Here is a 21401-nt window from a genome sequence, read left to right as displayed (position 1 = left end):
TTTTATTTTACTCTTGAATGTCGAAGATGCTCTCTGACAAATCAAGATGAAGGAGCACTTTGGTGCCCTTGCCCGGCGCCGATTCGACACGCGTATAGGAGTGCGGCCCATAAAAGCGATGGATGCGCTCCGAAATATTGTGCATGGCCACACCGGCGCCGCCACCCTGGGGAGAGCTGGCGTCGGGACGGGCAGAACGCTCGTCAAACAGTCTGGCGGCGGTACCCTCATCCATGCCCACGCCATTATCGGCCACGGCAATCAAGATTGCATCCTCGCCGTCTTGGTGAACGGTCACGTCGATCCTCAGGGCGTCGTCATCGCCCATACCATGACGTACGGCGTTCTCGACAATCGGCTGGATCACGAACGCCGGCACCAGCGTATCTTCCACGTCCTCGGACACATCGAACGTCGCAAGCACGCGGTCCTCGCCAAAGCGGGCCTTCTCAAAGGTAAGGTAGCGCTTGGTCTGTGCGACCTCGCGCGAGACCGGAATAAGCGATCCCGAGTTGTCGAGCGTGGCACGATAGAACGATGAGAACTCACGAAGCAGTTCGCGGGCCCGCAGCGGGTCGGTGCGCGTAAACGATGCAATGGTGTTCAGCGTGTTGAACAGGAAGTGCGGGTTAATCTGCGCCTGCAGCGCACGCACCTCGGCGCGCGCCGTGAGTTCCTTTTGCACCTCGAGCTCGTGGATGGCGAGCTGCGTGGACAAGATCTCGGCAAAGCCCGAGGCAAGCGCATACTGGGTACGGTCGACGGCGCGCGGGGTCTTGTAGTAGAACTTGAGCGTGCCGACGGTACGATCGCCCACCTTGATGGGGGCGATAATGCCGGCGGGGACTTGGTTGTGCGAGCCGTCCGAGCCCACGACATCCACCATACGGTTGAACGACTGCACGATGCCATGTTCGATAACGTAGCGTGTGGCAAGCGTGTGGATGGGAGTATCGGGCAGCAGTTTTTCCTCAAACTCGCCCGCGCAGGCAAGCACGTTGTCCTCGTCGGTGATGGCCACCGTCATGGCGCGCGTCTCGGGCAAAATGCGCCGGCACACCAAACGCGCCGACTCCTGCGTCAGACCGCCCTTAATGTCCTCGAGCATGGCCGAGGCCACCGAGAGCGTCTCCTCGGTGTACTGGGAGCGCACCGAATCGGGATTGAGCGTCAAAAAGATAAAGATGCACAGAAAGATGCACAGCAGCGCGCAGGCAATCACCGTGGCGATCGGCTCGATACCGGTCACCAAGGCAAAAATAAAGTACACCAGCACGCAAATGGCGCAGGCAACGGCAATGATGCGAAAGATTGATATTGAACTATCGCGCTGGGCGCGGCGGTCGATCATTCGGCCCCCTCCAGGATACTGATCAGTTGTGCGTCACGCCAAAGCCCGTCCATGATCTTGGGCCAAAAGCTCTGGAAACGCAGGTAGCTTGCAGCGTTTTGGCGCGCATAGGCCTTTGCCTCGTCGATACCATGGCGCCAGATGCGCAGGTAGCCCTCATGCTCGCGGGTAAACACGCTGCGGACCATAGCGGTCTTGCGCACGCGGTCGTCGAGCTCGCGCGAAATCCACGGGCCCGGGTAGGGCATGAGCGATGCCGCCGTAACGGGAATGAGCTCCTTTTGATGCGCGGCGAATGTCAACTTGGCCCGTTCGTAGTACCAACGGTATACATCCTGCATAAAGCGCGGTGAGCGCTTTTCGGACTCCGGAGGCAGATGGCGCACGGTCCACTCGTTATCGAACCACACGTCGTAGCCAAACATGCGCATGTTAAAGAGGTAATCCAAGTCCTCGCCGCGGGTGATAAACGGGTCAAAGGCCACACGCGTAAAGGCGCGGGCGTGCAGGGCCATCAGGCCGCCGCACACGTAGTTGGAGCGCGAGATGCGGGTGCCCGAGAGCGCCTTTTTCATCCAACGGTTGAACTCGATGCGCTTGGTCCACCAACGATGGCAGATGCCCGCCTTGTCCGTGGGAGCCAGCGGCGAGCCGTCGCGATCGTAGAAATAGCCGCTCTTGACCAAGATCGGCAAGCCCTGACGTGTCTGCTGCCCCAACGCATAGGTCGCGCGCTTCATAAAGTCGGCGTCGATGACAGTCTCATCGTCATCCAAAAAGATAACCGCGTCATGCCCCAGCACAGCGGCACAGGCTAGCCCCATGTTGCGGATGGCACCGTAGCCTCGCAGGCTCACGCACTCGCCCGAACCCTTGGGCGCGATCTGAGCAACCCGGTCTGCAATGCGCGAGGCCTGGGTGTTGGTGACAACGGTGACCTTGAGCGTGGGATGCGCGTCGACAATCTCGTGCACGCGCAGCGACACATCGGCTGTGGCAGAAACGGGACAGACCACCAAAAGGATGATGCGCGGGATGTCACGTACCTGCTCAAGCGAGGCCAGACAGCGGTCGAGTTCGGGATTGTCGGCGTTGAGTCGCGTCGAATGGTCATAGGTGCCAGGGGCGTTTGCGCAAGCGTCATCGCCCGCCCAATACGTTGGAATCACGACTGTGGCGTTCATGCCTTACCCTCCCTGCAACACAAAAACGGGACGCCGCCAAACACAGGCGACGCCCCGCGACCTAGCTGATTCCATCATACCCACTTGGGCAAATCATTGCTCGCAAGTCGCAATGTTTATTGCGGATAACCCCAAAAGAGTACCGTGGACAGGCACAATAGCCGCTCGCTCCTATGCGGCATGCTCTGCCGCCCGAGTCATGCGGGACAGGCGGACCAGCAGCATAAAGCCAACGATCAGCAGCACGCCAATGGAAAGGACGCCCAGCGACGGGTTGCCGGTCATCGAGGTGACGACCGACACTAGGAAAGTGCCCATGACGCTTGCATAGCGACCGAAGATGTCAAAGAAGCCGTAGTACTCGTTGGACTTTTCCTTGGGGATAATGCGGCCAAAGTAGCTACGGCTAAGCGCCTGCACGCCACCCTGGAACAGGCCGACCATAATGGCAAGCACCCAGAATTCAAAGGCGGTCTTTAGGAAGAACGCGGCGAACAGCACAATGCCCATGTAGGCGGCGACTGCCACCAGGATCATGTTGAGCGTGCCCACGCGTCCGGCGAGCTTGCCGTAGATGATGGCGGATGGAAAGGCCACGAACTGCGTGACGAGCAGCGCCAGGACCAACTGGGTCGAATCGATGCCCAAAGCCGAGCCGTAGCTGGTAGCCATGGAAATGACCGTGTGCACACCGTCGATATAGAAGAAGAACGCAATCATGTAGACCAGCACGGTCTTGTTGTGGGCGATCTCGCGCATGGTGTGTCCGACCTCGGAGAACACACCGCCCACGATGTGGCCGATGGTGTCCTCGGGACCGCGCTCGCGACCGTACTTTTGCTTATAGGTGCGAATGAGCGGCAGAGTAAAGATGAGCCACCAGGCGCCAGTGATGATAAACGACAGACGCGTTGCCAGCATGGTAGGGACGCCAAGAGCGGGGCCACCCATGATGAGCGCCAGGCAGATGACGAACGGCACGGTGGAACCGATGTAGCCCCAGGCATAGCCCGAGCTGGACACGGCGTCCATGCGCTCGTCGGTGGTAATGTCGGGCAGCATGGCGTCGTAGAACGTCATAGAAGAGTTAAGGCCGATGGTGCACAGCACGTACACGGTCAAAAATGCCATGGCGGACATTGGGATAGCCTGCGCCAGGCAAAGCACCAGGCCCGTGAGGAAGAAGCCCAAGAAGAACTTGATCTTGTTGCCGGCGTAGTCGGCAAGCGCGCCCAGAATGGGCATGAGCATGGCGATGACCAGCGAGGCGATCGTCTGCGCATTGCCCCAAGCGACCACCAGGTCGGCCGAGGAAGCGCCGGTATTGATGGCGTTAAAGTAAATGGGCACCACCGAGGTATTGAGCAGCACAAGGGCCGAATTGCCCACATCATACATAACCCAGTTACGCTCGAGCTTGGTGTATTTCATGGACAGGGACCCTTCGTATTCGCCCGATATGCAGTTAGTTCATCGTACCCCAATTGTCCAGAACCGCCGGTAAGGATTCGGCAAAGGGGCACGCACGGGCCCTATTCCTCGCGGTCGAACTCCTCATCGGCATTGAGCGCGCGACCGCTGTAGTTGACGTGACTGGTCACGGCATCCATGTCACCGGTCTCGATAAAACGTGCGACCGTGCACTCGTAATCGACCAGCGCGCGATCAAAGACCTCGGGGAAACTCTCGTTCGAGACCTCGTCGGTAAAGGGATTCTTCCATGCCAGATGGCCCAGGTTACCGGTGCGCTCGGGCAGCTCCGTCGTCACGCGATGGGCAAGGCCGTCGAGCAGCGAGTAGTCGTGCACCAAGCCCTCAACCAGCGAGATCGCGCGCGTCTTTGCGGAGCCGGCCGGCTCAATCGCGCGGTAAAGTCGCTGCATATTGGCAACGGCAGCACCGTACTCCCCCGCCGGAATGTCAATGCCGTACACGCGTCCGGCAACATAGCTCATCAGCACGCCGGCCACGCGATTGATGCGATCGGTGGTGACGATCTCGCCCGCCGGCGGGTAATCGTCGACCGTGGCGCCGGCGCGTTTAAGCTGCAGCATCAGTACATCCAGGTCGCTCTCGATCACGGCATGGACCTGACTGCTCGAATCCTCAAGCTCTGAGTCGGATTCCACGATGCCAAACTGCTGCTCATAGACAAAGGGATGGGCGTTGCGGTCGAGCACGTAATGAGACAGCAGGCCCAGCGCAAAGGCGCGACCCAAGCTGGCATCGCGCGGCTGCAGGTGCGACACGCCGTCGCGCAGGCACGCGAACTGGCGAGACATGCGCGACCGATGCATGACCTGCGCCAGCAGCGTGCAGTCGGAAACACGCGGTGTCAGAATGTGAAAGAAAAACGGGTCGGGGCCTTGGTTGCCCAAGATAAAGGCAATGCGCTCTTCATCGGACGTGATGACGCCCTGCGGAAGACGGTCGATGCTTTCCTCGCCAAACAGATGATGGGTGATAAGCGCGGGCATAATGATCCTTTCGATTTCATTCGATGCCACCCATTATGCCCACCGCGCGCCCATGCCAAACCTGCGATGGTAAACGACGGCACGCAAGCCTCTTACGCAAGCCCCAGGTGCGACTTGACCTCGGCGGCGCGACGACGGGACACCGGTACCGTCGAGTTCACGCGGTCGAGCCTGAGCTCCATCAACCCCGTGGAGCCAATCTCGACATTGTGCACGTCTTCCAAATTGACCAGATAGCTGCGATGAACGCGAATAAAGCCCTCGGAGACCAAGCGACGCTCGAGCGAAGAGATCGACTCATTGATCAGGTACGTTCCCTCGGCGCAGATGGCGTTGCAAAAATCGGCGCGCGCCTCAAAGTAGCAGACGTCTGCGGCGGGAATGAACACCTTTTTGCCCCCGCGGTCCACCGTCAGACGCAAAGGCTGGCGCGGAGCGTGGGCAACACGACGGGCACCCAAGGCTGCCTCGATCTTGTCGAGTGCCTTTGACAGGCGTGCGTCCTCGACCGGCTTGACGACATAGTCGACCGCATCGAGGTTATACGCATCGGCGGCAAATTCGGCAAACGCCGTCACAAACACAACCACCGGCGGCGTCTTTAGGTTCTGCAGCGTCTCGGCAAGCTCAATTCCCGAGCGACCGGGCATGGTAATGTCTAAAAACAACACGTCGGGCTTGTTCGACAGAATCGACTCCACGGCTTCGGTGACATTGCCCGCCTCGGCAATCTGACCCACACGCGTATCCTTTTCCAACAGATAGCGTAGCTCAGCCCTAATGGGAGGCTCGTCATCAACCACCAAGATGTTCCAGCCTTCGGACATATGTGCTTCCCCTCTTTTTCTCTCAATCCAACCGCGTGCTACGCCGTCAACGGCGCAGGCTCATGCGGCTCGCCGTTCAGCTCGACGATGACCTGCGTTCCCACGCCCTCCTGGGACTTCACGCGCATGCCGGAATCTTCTCCGTAAAAGAAATGGATGCGCTGAAGCACGTTGAAGAGCGCCAGGCCGCAACCTCGCTTGACGGAGCCGTCGGCGGTAATGCTCTCGGGCTCCTCCAGGCGATGTTGCTCAAACAGATGCGCGCAGACCTCTTCGCTCATACCGATGCCATCGTCCTCGACGATGATCTCCAAACCGTCATCGGTCTCGAAAGCCCTAACATGAATAGAAAGCGGCTCGGTCTCGCGCTGCGCGTGCTTGATGCAGTTTTCGAGCAACGGCTGCAAGATAAACGGCGGCACCATGCAATCGCGCACCTCAAAGTCGATATCGACCGAGACGCGCAGACGGCCGTCGCCATAACGAGCCTGCATAAGATTGATATAGCGAGTGCCCTGTTCCACCTCGTGCTCGAGCGTTGTGAGGGTATCGGAATCAGAAAGCGTCTGACGGTAGTAGTTGGAGAAGTCGATCAGCAGCGACCTGGCCTTGTCCGGCTCGGTACGCACGAGCGACACGATGGTGCTGATGGTGTTAAACAGAAAATGAGGATCGACCTGCGATTGCAAGGCGCGCAGCTCCACGCGGGCCGTAAGCTCGTCCTGGCGCTCGAGCTCAAAGCTCGCAAGCTGCGTGGAAATGAGGTCGGCAAAGCCCGAGGCAAGCGCCGTCTGGCGCATATCGATGCTGCTCAGACGGGGATAATACAGCTCGAGCGTGCCCACGCAATGCCCGCGCACGGTAAGCGGTGCGACAATACCGGCGCGCAGGCGCGGAAAGTAGCCACCTGTCTCGGTCGAGGCATCGCGCGAGAACACGCTTTGCTCACCGCTGTTGATCACGTTGAGCGTAGTCCGCAGCACCACCGGGGTACCCGCGGGGCATTTTGCCGAGTCCTCGCCCCAGCTTGCCAACACCTGCTTGCCGTCGGTAAAGCAGATGGCAGAGGCGATAGTTTCGGACAGGATGATCTTAGAGGCGCCTAGGGCAGCTTCGGGCGTAAGGCCGCGCGACGTGTAGGCGAATATTTTTGAAGCGATGGCGAGCGTGCGGTCGGTTGCGCTCGATGTGAGGTCGTCGGGAACGACAAAGACGTACGAGAAGAAGAAGCACAGCATGACCAAGCCGGCAATGACGACAACGGCCGGAACGGGATTGGGATTATCGGTTAGATCCCAGATGAGCAGCAGGATAAGCAGCGGAACGACAATACCGAGCAAGATGGCTTGAACCACATGCTGAGCGGTACGAAAGACCTTGGTAGAGTTGTAGCTCTTGCCCAGAATCAGCCTATTGAGATCCACCGTCATCTCCTTCTTACCGACGCACCCCATAGCAATAAAGAGGGCCGCAAGCGACCCTCTCCATTGCATTATGCAATCAAATACTGTGTTTTACATCAAGCCATCGATGAACGGTAGCTTAGGCGCTGTACTTGTTTGCCTCGCCGAAGGTGCCGCCCTCGACAATCCAGCCGTCCTTCATGATGACGTCCATGTTGTCGGTGTTGAGCACGTGGATGTCGGCGGCGACGTCACCGTTGACGACCAGCAGGTCGGCGCACTTGCCGGCCTCGATGGACCCGGTCTCGTCCTCGATGTGGCACATCTTGGCACCGTTGAGGGTGGCACAGGTGATGGTCTCGACCGGGGTGAAGCCGATCTTGTCGACGAACTCGTACATCTCCTCGATGGAGCAGGTGCCGTACGGGGTGACGAAGGAGAAGGAATCGGAGCCGATCGTCATGACGACGCCGCGCTTCTTGGCCTCGCGCAGGCAGTCGTAGTTGCGCTGCAGCTCCTTCTCGACCAGGGTGCCCTCGTACTTGTCGTGCAGCTCGGGGACGTAGACGGGCGGATAGGTGGCGTACCAGGTGGGCAGGAAGGCGATCGTCGGGGTGAAGAAGGTGCCCTGCTCGGCCATGAGGTCCATGGTGCGCTCATCGATATCGAAGCCGTGGATCAGCTGCTCGCAGCCAAAGCGGACGGAATCGTAGGCAGCGGCGTGGTTGTTGTAGCAGTGGCTCCACACGGGGATGCCGACCATCTTGGCCTCTTCGACCACAGCCTGAATCTCCTCGGAGCAGTAGTGCTGGTCGCGGCCGGAGTCCCAGCGCCAGATGCCGCCACCGGTAGCCCAGATCTTGATGGCATCGGGGTTCTCGCGCAGGCGACGACGGACGGCCTTGCGCAGATCCCAAGGACCGTCGACCTGATCGCCCCAGGGGTGCGATTCCTTGTTGAGCTCCTGGCTGCAGTGGTGGGAGTCGCCGTGGCCGGCAACGCGGCAGAAGCCAAGGCCGGTGGCCAGAACGCGCGGGCCCTTGAAGACGCCCTTGTCGATGCAGTCACGGATCTGGATACCAAAGCGGCCGATCTCGCAGACGGTGGTGAGGCCGTGGGTGAGGCAGTCGTAGGCCTGCTTGACGGCGACGGCCTGCTTCTCGAGAAGCGGCTGCATGACCCAGTCGGTGTCATCGTCGGTCAAGTTGCCCGAGAAGTGCAGGTGGGTGTCGATCAGGCCGGGAAGGACGGTCTTGCCGGCGGCGTCGATGACCTTAACGCCCTCGGGAAGGTCCTGCATGGCGCCGGCGTACTCGATCTTGCCGTTGTCGTCGACGAGAACGAGGGAGTTCTCGACCGGCTCGGCACCGGTACCGTCGATGAGCTTGCCGCCAACGATTGCATACTTAGTGGACATGGTTCCTCCTTATGGATCCATATAGTGGGCGAGGCCGTGTTGGGTTAAGGCCTCACAAAGCTACCCAAGTGGCGCCGGGTTCGGCGCGCGGAAGAGAGGGTCCCGCGCACCTGATCCGCCCCGGCTCGGCGTTACTTTTTGCGGGAATTGGTGAAAGCCATGAGGGCCAGGCCAATAGCCAACCAGCCGATCACGATGCTCCACTCCACCATGTTGAGGGAGGCGGGAGAGAACGGAATCACAAGCAGGCCGATGATGATGGCGCAGGCAGCGATAGCGAGGGAGATGCCAAACTTGCCACCGGGCACCTCGTAGGGACGAGGCAGGTCGGGCTCGGTGAAGCGCATGCGCAGGCAGGCGAGGGCGACCATGCCGCAGGAGAAGATGAAGGCGAGAGCCGACACGTTGGTCAGAGGGATAAGCATGTTCTTGCCCAGGAACGGACCGACGACGGTGATGACGCCCAGAACAACGCAGGCGAGCTTGGGAGCGCCGGACTTGGGGTCGACCTCGGCGAACTTCTCGGGCAGCTGGCCCTTGCGGCCCATGGCGAGCATGATGCGGCTCGTTGCGCCGTAGAAGGAGTTCATCGGGCCCATGGGTCCAAGCGTGGCGATGACGAGCATGGCCAGGTACAGGAGCATGTTGATGCCCTTGAGGCAGGCGAGCGCGGGAACCGGGCTCTTAACGAACTCATGCCAGTCGAGGATGGTGCCGAACGAGTAGATACAGACCATGTAGAAGCCGCCGGCGGCCAGCAGTGCCAGGGAGATGATCTTGCCGAACTTGTTCCAGTTGAGGCCCTCGGCTGCTTCCTCAGCCTGCTGAGGAATGGTGTCGAAGCCGGCGTAGAAGAACGGAGTCAGAACCAAGACCGACACGATGCCGGCGAACAGGCTGGTGCTCTCGGTAGCGGCCTTGCCGCCGCCAGCGCCGGCGACCTGGGAGAACACGGGCATGGCGTTGTCCGGCGAGCCGGTGAACAGCGAGACGCCCATGGCGAGCAGCATGCCGCAGAGCAGGGCCTTGGTCAGGAAGGCCTGGAGTTTGGCAGCCGAGCTGGCGCCGCGGAAGTTGAGGAAGATGACGTAGACTGCAAAGCCGAGCGCGATCAGCGTCGGGAACAGGTAGACGTCGGCCCCCAGTATGGTGTAGAGCTTGACGGCGCGCAGCCACTCAAGGCCGGGCAGGCTGCCGAACATCTCGGACACGAGGGTCGAAATGGCGATGGCCTCCCACGGGCACAGGATGCCGTTGCCCAGGGCCAAAAGCCATCCGGTGATGTAGCTCAGCGTACGGCCAAAGCTACGATCGACATACTCGACGATGCCGCCCGAGATGGGGATAGCAGCCGTGAGCTCACCGAAAACAGCTCCGACGGGCACGAGGAAGATTGCACCCAAGAGGAATGCGATCATAGCGGGAACGGGACCGCCGCCCACGACCATCCAGTCGCCGACCTGCAGAACCCAACCGGTACCGATGATGGCACCGAAACCGATGGTGAAGAAGTTCCAGAGCGAAAGCGTTTTCTTCATGCCGCCGTTATCCTCGACTGCAACTTCTGCGTTCTTGTCCGCCATTGTTCCCCTCCTTTCCTGTTTGACGCCCTTGGCGTCACCCCTTGCGCGGTCCGTTTTGCCGCGCGCTTTTATTCCATGGCTTTAAGATACGGCCTTGGCGCAGCAGCGCCGCTCGCAGCTCGACCGAAGGCAGAACTGCAAAACGAGCGGCACCGTTTTTGGGACGAACGGCGGGAGACGTCATTCGTCTTGGACGCTTTCATCTTGTCTGCTTTTGAATACCTGTTGCCGTGGCGCTTGGCGCGCGGCGCGGCAACGTTCATACCATTTGTCAGGCTTTTGGCGCACATGCCCATGTGTCGTGCATCTTTTTATGTAGGATAGACAAGTTACACATGAGGCAAGGTGATTCGAATGGCATACGGATACAATGACGGCGACCAACGGCCACAAAGCGTGCGCCTTGCCGGCCGCACCACACCAACGCCCAGAAGCACCTCCGACAACGACAACCCGCAGCGCCCCCAAGAGCAGCCCGGGGCTTCTTCGCGGCAACAAAGCCGTACCGTGCAGCAGTCAGACCGCGTGAGTACGAGCACACGCCAACGTCAGACCGACACATCGCAGCCACGCCGCTACGATCGCCGTAAGACCGACTACTACGTCAAGCGTTCCTTTTCGCGACCTCAACGCGATCGCGGCAATTCCGCCCCTCACCCTGCGTCGCACGCCACAAGCCACGCGCTTCCGGCCCGCCGCCTACGCCTTACGCTTTGCTCCATCGCCGCCTGCCTCGTCTTTGTGTTTTTGGGATCCTGTATCTCCCACGGATCAGCCGGTCTTGAGCCCACTGCCGAAGACAAGCTGCTTAAAGCTCCCGTCGCGCCCGGTTACTCCTTTGCGTTCTCGACCCCACGCTCGCAATGGCAGGCCGGCGCCATGCCCCACATCTACCAAATTGACCCCGCATGGTCGGAGCTGCCCTATGCCGGTGGCACTATTCGCGAAAACGCTTGCGGTCCTACCTGCCTCACCATGGTCTATATCTTTAAGACCGGCCATACCGATAAGACGCCGGTCGATATATGCGCGCTGGCCGAAGCCGGCAACTACGCCCCCACTGGTGCCACCGAGTGGTCGTTTATGACAGGCGGTGCGTGGCAGCTGGGGCTCAACGGAACACAGCTCTATAACGATCGCGAATCGATTACTCAAGCACTTCGCTCGGGTGCGCCCGTCATCGCCGCAGTGCGCCCCGGTACGTTTACCAACGTAGGCCACTACATCGTGCTCTACGGCATCGACGATGCCGACCAGATTGGCGTCTACGATCCCAACTCGGCCAGCCGCAGCGCCCGACGCTGGGGCGTCGTAGAGGTCCTCAACGAAGTCGAAGCCATGTGGGCCTACTACTAGTCATTGGGCACTCATTGGGGACAGACTTAAATGAGTGGTCGTCGGGGACAGTCTTACGGACGCCGGCCGAGAGCAAACGAAAAGGGCCATCCCGAACTGCTTGGAACTGCCAGCACGGAAAGCGCATCCTGCTTTGGGGCCCAATAGCGGGATGCGCTTTCCGTTAGCGGCCCGTTTGGGAAACTAGGGACCGCTTTTCGACAAAAATCCGGGATGCATTTTCCGATTGAGGGCCTCAAGGGAAACCGCACCCCATGTTGGACGCTCATTCTGGGATGTGCTTTCCGCAGTTGATCGATGCGGCCTTTAAGGACTGTCCCAAGCTGCCGGCAGGAAAGGAACGTCCCCAAGTGCCGGGTTTCCGCAGCCTGCAATGCTCCTCATGAACAGCCGCCTCAATAACAAAAGCCCCTGCGGCCGAAGCGGACCGCGGGGGCAACAGACCTGCAAGAGTTAACTCAAGTCCTCGCCATTTGATGCAATGACCTTTTGGTACCAGCAGAAGCTGTCCTTTCGGTAGCGATCGAACGTGCCTTTGCCCGTATCATCGGCATCAACATAAACAAAGCCATAGCGCTTCTTCATCTGCCCCGTCGAGGCCGACACCAAATCGATACAGCCCCACGGCGTGTATCCCATCAGGTCAACACCGTCCTCGACAATTGCATCGCGCAGCGCAAGAATATGCCTTCGCAGGTAATCAATATGATACGCATCGTGGACTTTGCCGTCTTCCAGCGCATCGAGTCCGCCCACACCGTTCTCGGCGATAAAGAGCGGAAGATGGTAACGATCGTGGTAGCCGGCAAGCGTCACGCGCAAACCCAGCGCATCGATCTGCCACTTCCAGGCAGTCTCTTTATCCTTGAGGTACGGATTGCGCAACGTCGGGAACACGTTGCCCTCCGCCTTCTCGGCGATCACCTGATCATCGGCGCACACCAAGCGCGAGCAATAGTACGAGAACGAGATGAAGTCGACCGTATGCTCTGCCAGATACTCCGTATCGCCCGGCTCAAAGGGCACGTGAACACCCTCTTTCTCGAGTGCACGCAGCTTCCAAGCAGGATAGGCGCCCGCAGCCATCACGTCTGTGTAGAAGTAGCGGCCGCGGTCCTCCTCATACGCAAGCCATACGTCCTCGGGCGCACAACGGTACGGATAGGTCGCACCGGCAGCGACCATGCAACCCACCTTGTTTGCGGGATCGATCTTGTGCAGAATCTCGACAGCGCGAGCGCTCGCCATAAACATATGGTGCGAGAACGCCGCGGTCACGGCTGCACGGTCACGCTCATCCTCGAGCGTGACACCCGCGTTGAGATAGGACAGCGCCACGCTGTTGATCTCGTTGAACGTAAGCCAATAACGCACGAGGCCCTGGTACGCGCGTCCGACGGTCTCGACGTAGTGCGCATACCGCTCGATCATCTCTCGGCTTTGCCAGCCACCATAGCGCTCGACCAGAGCCAACGGATAGTCGTAGTGCGACAGCGTCACAAGCGGCTCGATTCCATGCTCGCGCAGCGCCTCGAATACCTGACGGTAAAACTCCAAGCCCTCGCCGTTGGGCTCGGTCTCCATCCCTGTGGGAAAAATACGGCTCCAGCAAATTGAAAGACGCAGGCACTTAAAGCCCATCTCGGCAAAGAGCTCGACATCCTCGTGCCAATGATGGAAGAAGTCGTTGCCCCAGCGGCATGGATACAGCCTGTCCGGATCGTCCACGGGCTTTTGCCTGCCAAACATTACATCCCAGCGGTCGGAACCCTGTGGGATCAGGTCGGAGTGCGACATGCCGCGGCCGCCCTCGTTCCAGCCCCCTTCGGCCTGGTTGGCGGCGAGGGCACCACCCCACAAAAAGCCCTCGGGCATACCGGCGGCAGACGTTCTGTCAAAGTAACTCATGCTACTCAGCATCCTCGGCAGAAGCTGCCGCGGCGTTCTCCTGCTCCTGAGCCAGGAGCTGGTTATCGTACACCTTAAAGAACGGGTACCAGACCACAGCCATGACCACGATCAAAACGATCGTAAACACCCAGATGCGCGGGTCGAGGCACTGGACAAAGCCCTGAACGAAGATGGGGAACGTGCCGCTCACCAAGATGTAGAAGTTAGAGACAAGACCCAGTGAGACCGCACCCCAATACAGCAGGGCCGAGATCATGCCGCCTAGCACAAACGGAATCATGAGGATCGGGTTGAAGATGATGGGCGCGCCGAAGATCGCGGGCTCGGAGATACGGAAGAAGCTCGGCACGATCGATGCCCTGCCAAATGCCTTGAGCTGCTGCGACTTTGCCCTAAACGCGCAGAGCGCCACAAAAGAGAACGTATTACCCGTGCCGCCGATGAGGTTGATGGCCAACGACATGAGCGCCGGGTGGAACTCAAGCGGCTGCCCGGCAGCATAGAGCGAGGCGTTGGCGGCAAAGGCGGCAAGCGTGACCGGGGCGGTGATGGGCATTACGATCATGTTGCCGTGGACGCCAAAGCACCAAAACAGCAGCGTCATGAAGCAGATAAGCAGTGCGCCGGGCACAGAGTCAACTGCGACGGAAAGCGGGGCAGCGAGCAGCTTCTCGATAACCGAGGGGATGGACAGCGCGGGATCGATCATCTGGATCAGCAGGTTGCCGCCAAAGAAGATGAGGATGTTGGCGAGCATAGGTACGATGGCGCCAAAGGTTTCGGACAAAAACGGCGGCACGCCATCGGGCATCTTGATGGTGATGCCCTTGGTCTGGCAGAAGCGCGTGACCTCGACGGAGACCAAGGCAACGATGATGGCGGTAAACAGGCCCTGCGCACCCAGATAGGTGCAGGGGACCGCCTGGAGCACGGACTCGTCAGCAAGCTGGTAGTAGGACGACGGCGCCGCGGCGATCAGGAACATCACCAGCGAGGTCATACCGGCGTTAAGCTTGGGCATCTTGTAGGTGCCCGCCAGGTTATAGGCGATTGCGAACGTCACGATCACCGACAGTATGCCCATCGTCATGTTGAAGGGAATGAGCAGCGTGAGCTTATTGGCCGTGGCAAAATCGAGCCAAGGGCCAAAGACGGACCAGAACCCGCCCTGCGCCACCAGGTCGGCCGTGACCGGCGGGTTGGCGAGGATCATAAAGACGGCAGATACCAAGATGAAGCTGATCGCGCTCATAAAGCCCTTTTGCATGGAGGCAAAGTGGCGCTCGGTGCCGCAGAAATTGGCGATAGGGGTCAGTTTTTCCTGAAGCAGGGTCATGAACTTCTCCATGGTTGCCTCCTAACCCAACAGCGACTGGGCGAGTGCCAGCACGTTGGCGGCGTTGCCCATGCCGTAGTCCTGTGCGGGGATGACCGCGGTCGGCTTACCGCTCCCCTGCTTGACGGTGTTGAGCTGGTAGGACACCTGCGGCCCCAAGAGCAGCACGTCATAATTGGCGCACGTCTCCTGATACTCGCCGATACCCACCGCATCGATATCGAGCTCGATGCCGTTTTGCTCCGCATATTTCTCGAGTTTCTTCATCAGAATGCTTGTAGACAGACCAGCTGCGCAAACAAGAAGGATCTTCATAAGGGATTCCCTTCGCATTGATTGGTTGGATAGTCACCGCACGCCGCTAGGCGTTCTTGGTTGCAGTGCGCTCATACAGGCAGATCAGCTCCTGCACGAGCTCCTGAGCAAGCATGGAGCACATGAGGTGGTCCTGAGCATGGACCAGCAACACATCCACCGACAGATGCTCGCCCGCTGCCTCAGTCGAAAGCAGCTGCGTTTGGATGTGGTGAGCCTTGATTCCCGCATCCTTTGACTGCTTCATGAGTTTGGCGGCGGCGTCAAAATCCCCCGCCTTTGCCTTTTCAAGGGCTTCGAAGGCAAGGCTGCGTGCCTCTCCCGCTGCAGCGACCAGCTGAAACGAAACCATCTCGGTTCCCTGATCGTCCATAACGGTCTCCTCTCCCGTGATGTTTGGTTTGTACTTGAATATTCGAAACGCCTATCTCCCGCCCGCAATCCTCGAGGTTTATTGCAGGTAGACTGACAGGGTCATCGACAAAAGAAGTCTTAAGCCGTATGCGCTTGCACAAGCGCCATCAGCTCATGCCAGGACCGGCGCTCGCGTAGGCGCTCGACCCCCTGGCGGTCCATAAAGATCTCGGCGAGCAGTGAGCTCAAGATCCGCGCCTCATCGCCGCCCGACCGGGCAAACGACACCATAAAGACGATATCGACCTCATGGCCGTATTCGTCCCAAAGAATGGGATGTTCGAGCAGGCCCACGGTAACAAAGGCCTCGGCGCTCAAGGGATGCATCCCATGGGGCATGGCTACCCCATTGCCAAACGAGGTGGCGCTCGCGCTCTCGCGCTCGGCGACCTCTTGGGCAAACTGGGCATCGACACGGCCGCTCTCGACGGCGCGCTCGGAGAGATATCGGAGAACGGCCTGCTTCGACGACGCCTCAACGCGGTTGAAGAACAGGGCACGGCTAAAGAAAGAGCTCACGGAGTCCGATTGCGCAGTGTCGTCGCTCAGCACCTTGCGGATAGCGTTGACATCGCTCGTCTCCAAGAAGAAATCGGCCTCGCGGACGGGCACGGGCAACTTGACGTTGAGCGGCACCGTTGTGAACACGTAGTCGATATGCGAAAAATCGAACGTTCCCACGCGGGCGACATCGCATGTCTCAATCGAATCGATATACATGCCAAACTGCTTGCGGTACTGGTGCTCGAGCATACGGGCGCTTCCCGCTCCCGAGGCGCACACGATCAGGATGCGTTTGCGACGCGGCTGGTCGGCTTGCTGCTCGAGGGCCAGGGCAAATGCCATGGCGATGTAGCCGAGCTCTTCATCAGAGGGCTGGCTGCCAAAATGACGCTCGAGTACCTGCGAGGTGCCAGCTGCCATCGAATAGGCCAACGGAAACCTCGTCTTGATATCGGGCAGCATGGGGTTATCCATATGCATGTGATATTCAAGGCGATAGCCCAGAGGGCCGATATGCCGAGCAAGGTTCATGCGAAGTTCAAGATCGCCGCTAAAGTCAAACCTAAACTCATCGTTGACCGCACGTACCATCTCGGAAGCAATCTCCCACATCTCGTCCGAGATAACGGCAGAGCCCTTCTCGGGCACGCCCGTGCCCCTGCCGAGCAAATGGATTGCGATAAAGGCAACCTCTTCTCGGGGTATGCTCACGCCCAGGGCATCCTTGATGTTTGCGGCAATCTGGAAAGCCGCGGCGTATTCGCGCGTTCCCTCCAGTTTTTGAACGTCCGATTCTGCAGCTGGGACATAGCAGCCCTGCTCGATGCGGCCAAGAGCAATGTAAAGATGCATGATGAGATTGCGGGATGCCAGCGAGCTCACCGTGACGGGCGAGGCCGTCAGGGCATCGTCCACACATGCGGCGATGGCCCGCAGGCGCTCGGCGAGCTTTGCATCGTCGGTGTCGGGCAACACGGGCCTCACCAGCGAGGCCAGGCACAGGCGCCGTTGCGACTCCCCGCCCGCAACGCGGATTCCGTAGCGTGGGCGCTTTTCGAGCGTTAAGTCAAATTGGGCGAGTTTCTGCTCTACCAGACGCATGTCATTGGACAGAGTTCGCGCCGAAACGTAGAGTAAATCCGCATACTCCTCAATCGTCACCCACTGGGACCGCATGAGGAGGTCGTTAAGAAGGAAGGACACACGGCCGTCGCGCGTATCAGGAATGCCCGGATGGGCCTGAGCCGCACCGTCTAGCAAGCGAGCAAGCTCATCTGCACGTGCAACATCGATACGATACTGCCCCTTGCTGCCAACGATGCGTGCAACCCCTGCAAGGTTGTCGTTTGCGCGATGGATATAGTTTCTCACGGCGCGCTCGCTTACCTCGAGACGCTTGGCAAGTACCGCGATAGCGACAGGCTGAGCGTCCTCGATCATATTTACAAGCTGCTTGACGCGAGCATCCATGTCCTCCTCCTTTCCCTGCGTCTAGTCTAACGCGGTAAAGAATGACACTCCACGTCGCGCTCGTTCCGCCAACTCGGAACAGGTTGCGGGGAGTCCAGCCGAACTTATAGGGAGCACGGAGAAAGGACCCGAAAGCCATGTGCCGGTGTGAGATGCGCTTTCCGCAGTCATTGGGGACAGACTTAAATGAGTAGTCGTTGTGGACGTTCTTGTTTGACTAGTCGTTTAAGAACGTCCCCAATGACTAGGTGAATAGCAAAAGCCCCGCAGTCGGAGCGGACCGCGGGGCTCATGAAGAGAGGCTAGTTTGTGGGCGCTTTGCCTGGCGCCCACGGGAGAGGCAACGGAGTAGGGGCTACTCGTGGATGCGGGTACCGGAGAGGCCGGCCATGGTCTCGGCGGCCTTGTCCAGGGCGCCGATGATGCAGGTGCGGCCCTTGCGGGAGCGGGCGAACTTGATGGCGGCGCGGACCTTGGGCTCCATGGAACCCTTGCCGAACTGACCCTCGTCGGCCAGGCGCTCGGCCTCGTCGGCGGTGAGGTCCTCGAGCTCCTCCTGGTTGGGCTTGCCAAAGTTGATGGCGACGTGCTCGACGGCGGTCAGCAGGAACAGGACGTCGGCGTCGCAGTCCTCGGCCAGCAGCTCGCCGCCCAGGTCCTTGTCGATGACGGCGGGAACGCCCTTGTAGCAGCCCTTGTTCTCGTAGTCGCGGACGACGGGGATGCCGCCGCCACCGCAGGCGATGACGATGAACTCGTTGTCGAGCAGGTTGAGGATGGAGTCGGCCTCGACGATCTTCTTGGGATCGGGGGAGGCGACGACGCGACGCCAGCCGCGGCCGGAATCCTCGACGAAGACCTTGGAGGGATCCTCGGCCATGAACTCCTTGGCCTGCTCCTCGGTGTAGAAGGGGCCGATCGGCTTGGTCGGGTTCTTGAACGCGGGATCGTCGGGATCGCACTCGATCTGGGTGACGACGGTGGCGGCGTGCCAACGCTTGTAGCGCTTGTGCATCTCGCGGCCGATGCCCTGCTGCAGGTGATAGCCGATGTAGCCCTGGGACATGGCGCCGCACTCGGGCAGCGGCATCTCGGGGGTGCCGATGGCGTCGTGGGCGGCGGCGAAGGCGTTCTGGATCATGCCGACCTGCGGGCCGTTGCCGTGGGTGATGATGATCTCGTTGCCCTGCTCGATGAGGCCGAGGAGAGCGTGGGCGGTGTTGCTCACGGCCTCGATCTGCTCGACGGGGTTGTTGCCGAGGGCGTTGCCGCCGAGGGCGACGACAATACGATCGGGCTTGCCAAGAGGCTTAGACATTGCTGGAATCCTTTCTGTAAAAGGCCTACAACCCATTAATAACCCGCGTCCGTGCGATACGCGAGTTTATTAGGGTTTATATTCTCTTTATCGCTCATTTTATTCATTTTGGAAATACCTAAGCGGCGAACGGTCGATTTTACCCGCTCAGCGTAAAGAAGCCCAGTTCAGGTATATCTACGCCATTTACGTGCAACTTTATTTAAATAGAGCAGGGATTAGACCAGATTATGCAAACTATATCTTTGCTAAACACAAAACGGACAGCGCAATATCTTACTCGCACTATACGCGATTCTATACATTAATTTGACGAGTATGCATCCCTGCAAAAACATGGGGCTTTTCATCCAACATAAGGGATAGCCGATCGCGCTTCACCCCGCGGCAAGCGACTGCGAGTTCGCAGTATGGAACTTTACCGTCGGCTTCTGCATGAACGCTGCCGACGCCCTTTCGCTCCTGCGCGCCCAAGCAGCCGAGAACGCTAACGGCGCCACTGCCAACCTGGCCACCCTCAACAACGGCGCTGCCAGCCTTTTCGCAAAGTACCGTGCTGGCTCGCTGGCTTTGAGGCCTAAGCGAGCTTTGCTATTTGCCAATTTTTGTATGATTTGGGTCAAATCTATCTGCCAATTTTTGTATGATTAGGGTCAAATCTATTTGCCAATTTTTGTCATTGAGGGGTTTTAATGCTACGCCGTAAGGTCACTGACAGGCTTTTGAGCTGGAAGAACAAATCCAATAAAGCGTTGCTTGTTACTGGCGCGCGTCAGATTGGCAAGAGCTATGCAATTCGCGCGTTTGGAAAGAGCAACTACGCTTCGTATTATGAGGTCAATCTGCTACTCGATGCCGAGGCAAGAGACGTACTTGTTGGCGCTAAGAACTCCATTGACTTCATCAACCGTGTGGCCCTTCTTGCGGATGCACCGCTTGTTGAAGGAGACACGCTTATCTTCGTCGATGAGATTCAGGAGTATCCGCAGATCGTTACACTTATGAAGGCGCTGGTCGAGGACGGACGCTTTAGCTATGTCTTCTCGGGGTCTATGCTTGGGACTGAGTTTAAGGGGATCTCTTCTTTTCCGGTGGGGTATGTCGAGCACATTGTTATGCGACCGATGGATTTTGAAGAGTTCTGTTGGGCAAACAGCATCAGCGAGAATGTGCTTGCAGACATTCGCAGCTGCCTTGTCGAGAGACGTCCCGTCGAAAACTATATTCATGAGGCGATGCTCAAAAACTTTAGAGCCTATATCGTTTGCGGCGGCATGCCAGAGGTCGTTCAGAACTATATCGATTCGGGCTATTCGCTCGTGAGAACGCGTGTGCTTCAAATTCAGCTAGTCGATCAGTACAAAAGCGATATCTCTAAATATGCATCGACTCGAGCGTTTAACGTTCGCTCCATTTTCGAGCAAATTCCCGTTCAGCTTGAGGCGGAGTCCCATCGCTTTATCGTCTCGTCTCTAGGCGAGGGAGCTCGTCTTCAAAAATACGAGCAGGATTTCCTATGGCTGGTGAACGCAGGCGTTGGATTGATGGTCCCCCAGGTGACGGAGGCCCGGAGTCCTCTTAAGAGGACAGAGAAGGCAGCCGCCTTCAAACTATACGAGTCCGATACAGGAATGCTCGCATCGCGATATCCCGGTAGCACGGCACGCGCTGTATATCTAGATATGAAAACCCCCAACCTCGGCGGTCTCTATGAAAACGTGGTCGCGCAGGAGCTTGTTGCCCTCGGAGCAGATACGTGGTACTACCAAACACGTGAGGTCGGTGAAGTCGACTTTGTAATCGAAGGCGCCCGAGGACATGTTGTCCCAATCGAAGTCAAATCGGGCAAGAAAGTTCGAGCACATGCGGCCCTCGATCGCCTGATGAGTGTGGGCGAGTACAAGATTCCCGAGGCCGTTGTGCTGAGCCACGAAAACCTTAGCGAAGAGGGCAAGATCCTGTACGTTCCAATCTATATGACATTCTGCCTCGATGAGTTTATGGAAAAGGACGACCCCAACAACGATTTCTCATTTGCACCCATATCTCTCTAGATCATCTAAACCAACAACCAAGCCCCCTCCATAACCAAAGTAACGCGTGGTTTCGCGGCCGCGCCGCGAAACAGCGACGGGGACAAAAGGCCCCCACAACCACGTCCCTCATGCAGCCCCACAATCCGAGGACGTAGTCGTAGCAGGATCTGAGGGCTGACCTTCGCGGACATTCCGCACTGATATTTTCTGTATTGAAGACGTCGATGATGCACCCGTATACCATTGACGTCGACACCATCAGATGCGGACCGCGCGGTGACCCCACATTCCGCTGGCGCCCACAGGGCTGCCCTCGTTTCCTGACATGTCCCGCGCGGGCCGCGGCGAGCCGAGACCGCCGCATGACCTAATAGGAGCATGGAGCGATACCGCGGACCCGAACAACCGCATTCTATCGCGCCCCGTCAGTGTGCCGTCTGCCCGGTCCAGGCGAGCACGGAAAGAACGGAGCGAGACATGCAAAACGAATCGATACCCG

Annotated in this window: 17 protein-coding genes; 3 read left to right on the top strand and 14 right to left on the bottom strand. The window is 58.9% G+C overall.

Annotated features, from left to right (window positions below):
- Positions 1-7: 7 nt before the first annotated feature.
- The 8 genes from KSY82_RS04310 to KSY82_RS04275 form a co-directional block, all read right to left on the bottom strand.
- Positions 8-1351 carry a histidine kinase gene (locus KSY82_RS04310; protein ID WP_006235157.1) on the bottom strand — a complete coding sequence of 448 codons (1344 nt, stop codon included), beginning with the start codon at positions 1349-1351 and terminating at the stop codon, positions 8-10.
- Complete coding sequence (locus KSY82_RS04305) at positions 1348-2535, bottom strand: glycosyltransferase (protein ID WP_055285281.1); 1188 nt, start codon at positions 2533-2535, stop codon at positions 1348-1350. The genes KSY82_RS04310 and KSY82_RS04305 overlap by 4 nt, the downstream gene beginning before the upstream one ends.
- A gap of 171 nt (positions 2536-2706) precedes the next feature.
- Positions 2707-3966, bottom strand: a complete 1260-nt coding sequence (locus KSY82_RS04300) for an MFS transporter (protein WP_217750328.1) — start codon at positions 3964-3966, stop codon at positions 2707-2709.
- A gap of 101 nt (positions 3967-4067) precedes the next feature.
- On the bottom strand, positions 4068-5012 hold the full coding sequence (locus KSY82_RS04295; protein WP_217750327.1) for a zinc dependent phospholipase C family protein: 945 nt from the start codon (positions 5010-5012) through the stop codon (positions 4068-4070).
- A 92-nt stretch (positions 5013-5104) separates the two neighbouring features.
- Entirely contained in the window at positions 5105-5839 is a 735-nt protein-coding gene (locus tag KSY82_RS04290; protein WP_117746459.1) for a LytR/AlgR family response regulator transcription factor, read from the bottom strand.
- Between the two features lie 38 nt (positions 5840-5877).
- On the bottom strand, positions 5878-7269 hold the full coding sequence (locus KSY82_RS04285; protein WP_117786915.1) for a sensor histidine kinase: 1392 nt from the start codon (positions 7267-7269) through the stop codon (positions 5878-5880).
- 112 nt (positions 7270-7381) lie between these two features.
- On the bottom strand, positions 7382-8659 hold the full coding sequence (locus KSY82_RS04280) for a metal-dependent hydrolase family protein (RefSeq protein WP_217750326.1): 1278 nt from the start codon (positions 8657-8659) through the stop codon (positions 7382-7384).
- Between the two features lie 131 nt (positions 8660-8790).
- Complete coding sequence (locus KSY82_RS04275; RefSeq protein ID WP_217750325.1) at positions 8791-10242, bottom strand: APC family permease; 1452 nt, start codon at positions 10240-10242, stop codon at positions 8791-8793.
- 354 nt (positions 10243-10596) lie between these two features.
- On the opposite strand from KSY82_RS04275, the gene KSY82_RS04270 reads away from it, so the two are divergent.
- Positions 10597-11598 (top strand): C39 family peptidase, encoded by a 1002-nt coding sequence (locus KSY82_RS04270; protein ID WP_217750324.1) that lies wholly within the window; start codon positions 10597-10599, stop codon positions 11596-11598.
- A 453-nt stretch (positions 11599-12051) separates the two neighbouring features.
- Here the strand turns inward: KSY82_RS04270 and KSY82_RS04265 are convergent, their stop codons facing one another.
- The 6 genes from KSY82_RS04265 to arcC all read right to left on the bottom strand — a co-directional run bounded on the left by KSY82_RS04265 (position 12052) and on the right by arcC (position 18866).
- Complete coding sequence (locus tag KSY82_RS04265; protein ID WP_117776360.1) at positions 12052-13506, bottom strand: family 1 glycosylhydrolase; 1455 nt, start codon at positions 13504-13506, stop codon at positions 12052-12054.
- Between the two features lies 1 nt (position 13507).
- On the bottom strand, positions 13508-14857 hold the full coding sequence (locus tag KSY82_RS04260) for a PTS sugar transporter subunit IIC (RefSeq protein ID WP_195361524.1): 1350 nt from the start codon (positions 14855-14857) through the stop codon (positions 13508-13510).
- Between the two features lie 9 nt (positions 14858-14866).
- Positions 14867-15160 carry a PTS sugar transporter subunit IIB gene (locus KSY82_RS04255; protein ID WP_117648560.1) on the bottom strand — a complete coding sequence of 98 codons (294 nt, stop codon included), beginning with the start codon at positions 15158-15160 and terminating at the stop codon, positions 14867-14869.
- Between the two features lie 46 nt (positions 15161-15206).
- Positions 15207-15533 (bottom strand): PTS lactose/cellobiose transporter subunit IIA, encoded by a 327-nt coding sequence (locus KSY82_RS04250; protein WP_117757821.1) that lies wholly within the window; start codon positions 15531-15533, stop codon positions 15207-15209.
- 119 nt (positions 15534-15652) lie between these two features.
- Positions 15653-17548, bottom strand: coding sequence for a BglG family transcription antiterminator (locus KSY82_RS04245; RefSeq protein WP_217750323.1), 1896 nt, complete (start codon positions 17546-17548; stop codon positions 15653-15655).
- A gap of 355 nt (positions 17549-17903) precedes the next feature.
- Positions 17904-18866 (bottom strand): carbamate kinase, encoded by a 963-nt coding sequence (arcC, locus tag KSY82_RS04240; protein ID WP_006235166.1) that lies wholly within the window; start codon positions 18864-18866, stop codon positions 17904-17906.
- A gap of 435 nt (positions 18867-19301) precedes the next feature.
- Here arcC and KSY82_RS04235 point away from each other — a divergent pair, with 435 nt between their 5' ends.
- Positions 19302-19517, top strand: coding sequence for a hypothetical protein (locus KSY82_RS04235; protein ID WP_161160075.1), 216 nt, complete (start codon positions 19302-19304; stop codon positions 19515-19517).
- Between the two features lie 41 nt (positions 19518-19558).
- Positions 19559-20920 (top strand): ATP-binding protein, encoded by a 1362-nt coding sequence (locus KSY82_RS04230; protein WP_217750322.1) that lies wholly within the window; start codon positions 19559-19561, stop codon positions 20918-20920.
- Positions 20921-21401 lie beyond the last annotated feature (481 nt).

The sequence above is a fragment of the Collinsella aerofaciens genome, from assembly GCF_019131995.1.
Taxonomy (GTDB): Bacteria; Actinomycetota; Coriobacteriia; order Coriobacteriales; family Coriobacteriaceae; genus Collinsella; species Collinsella aerofaciens_S.
The sequence above is the reverse complement of the archived record's forward strand: the minus strand, read 5'-3'. Positions and strand labels throughout refer to the sequence as shown.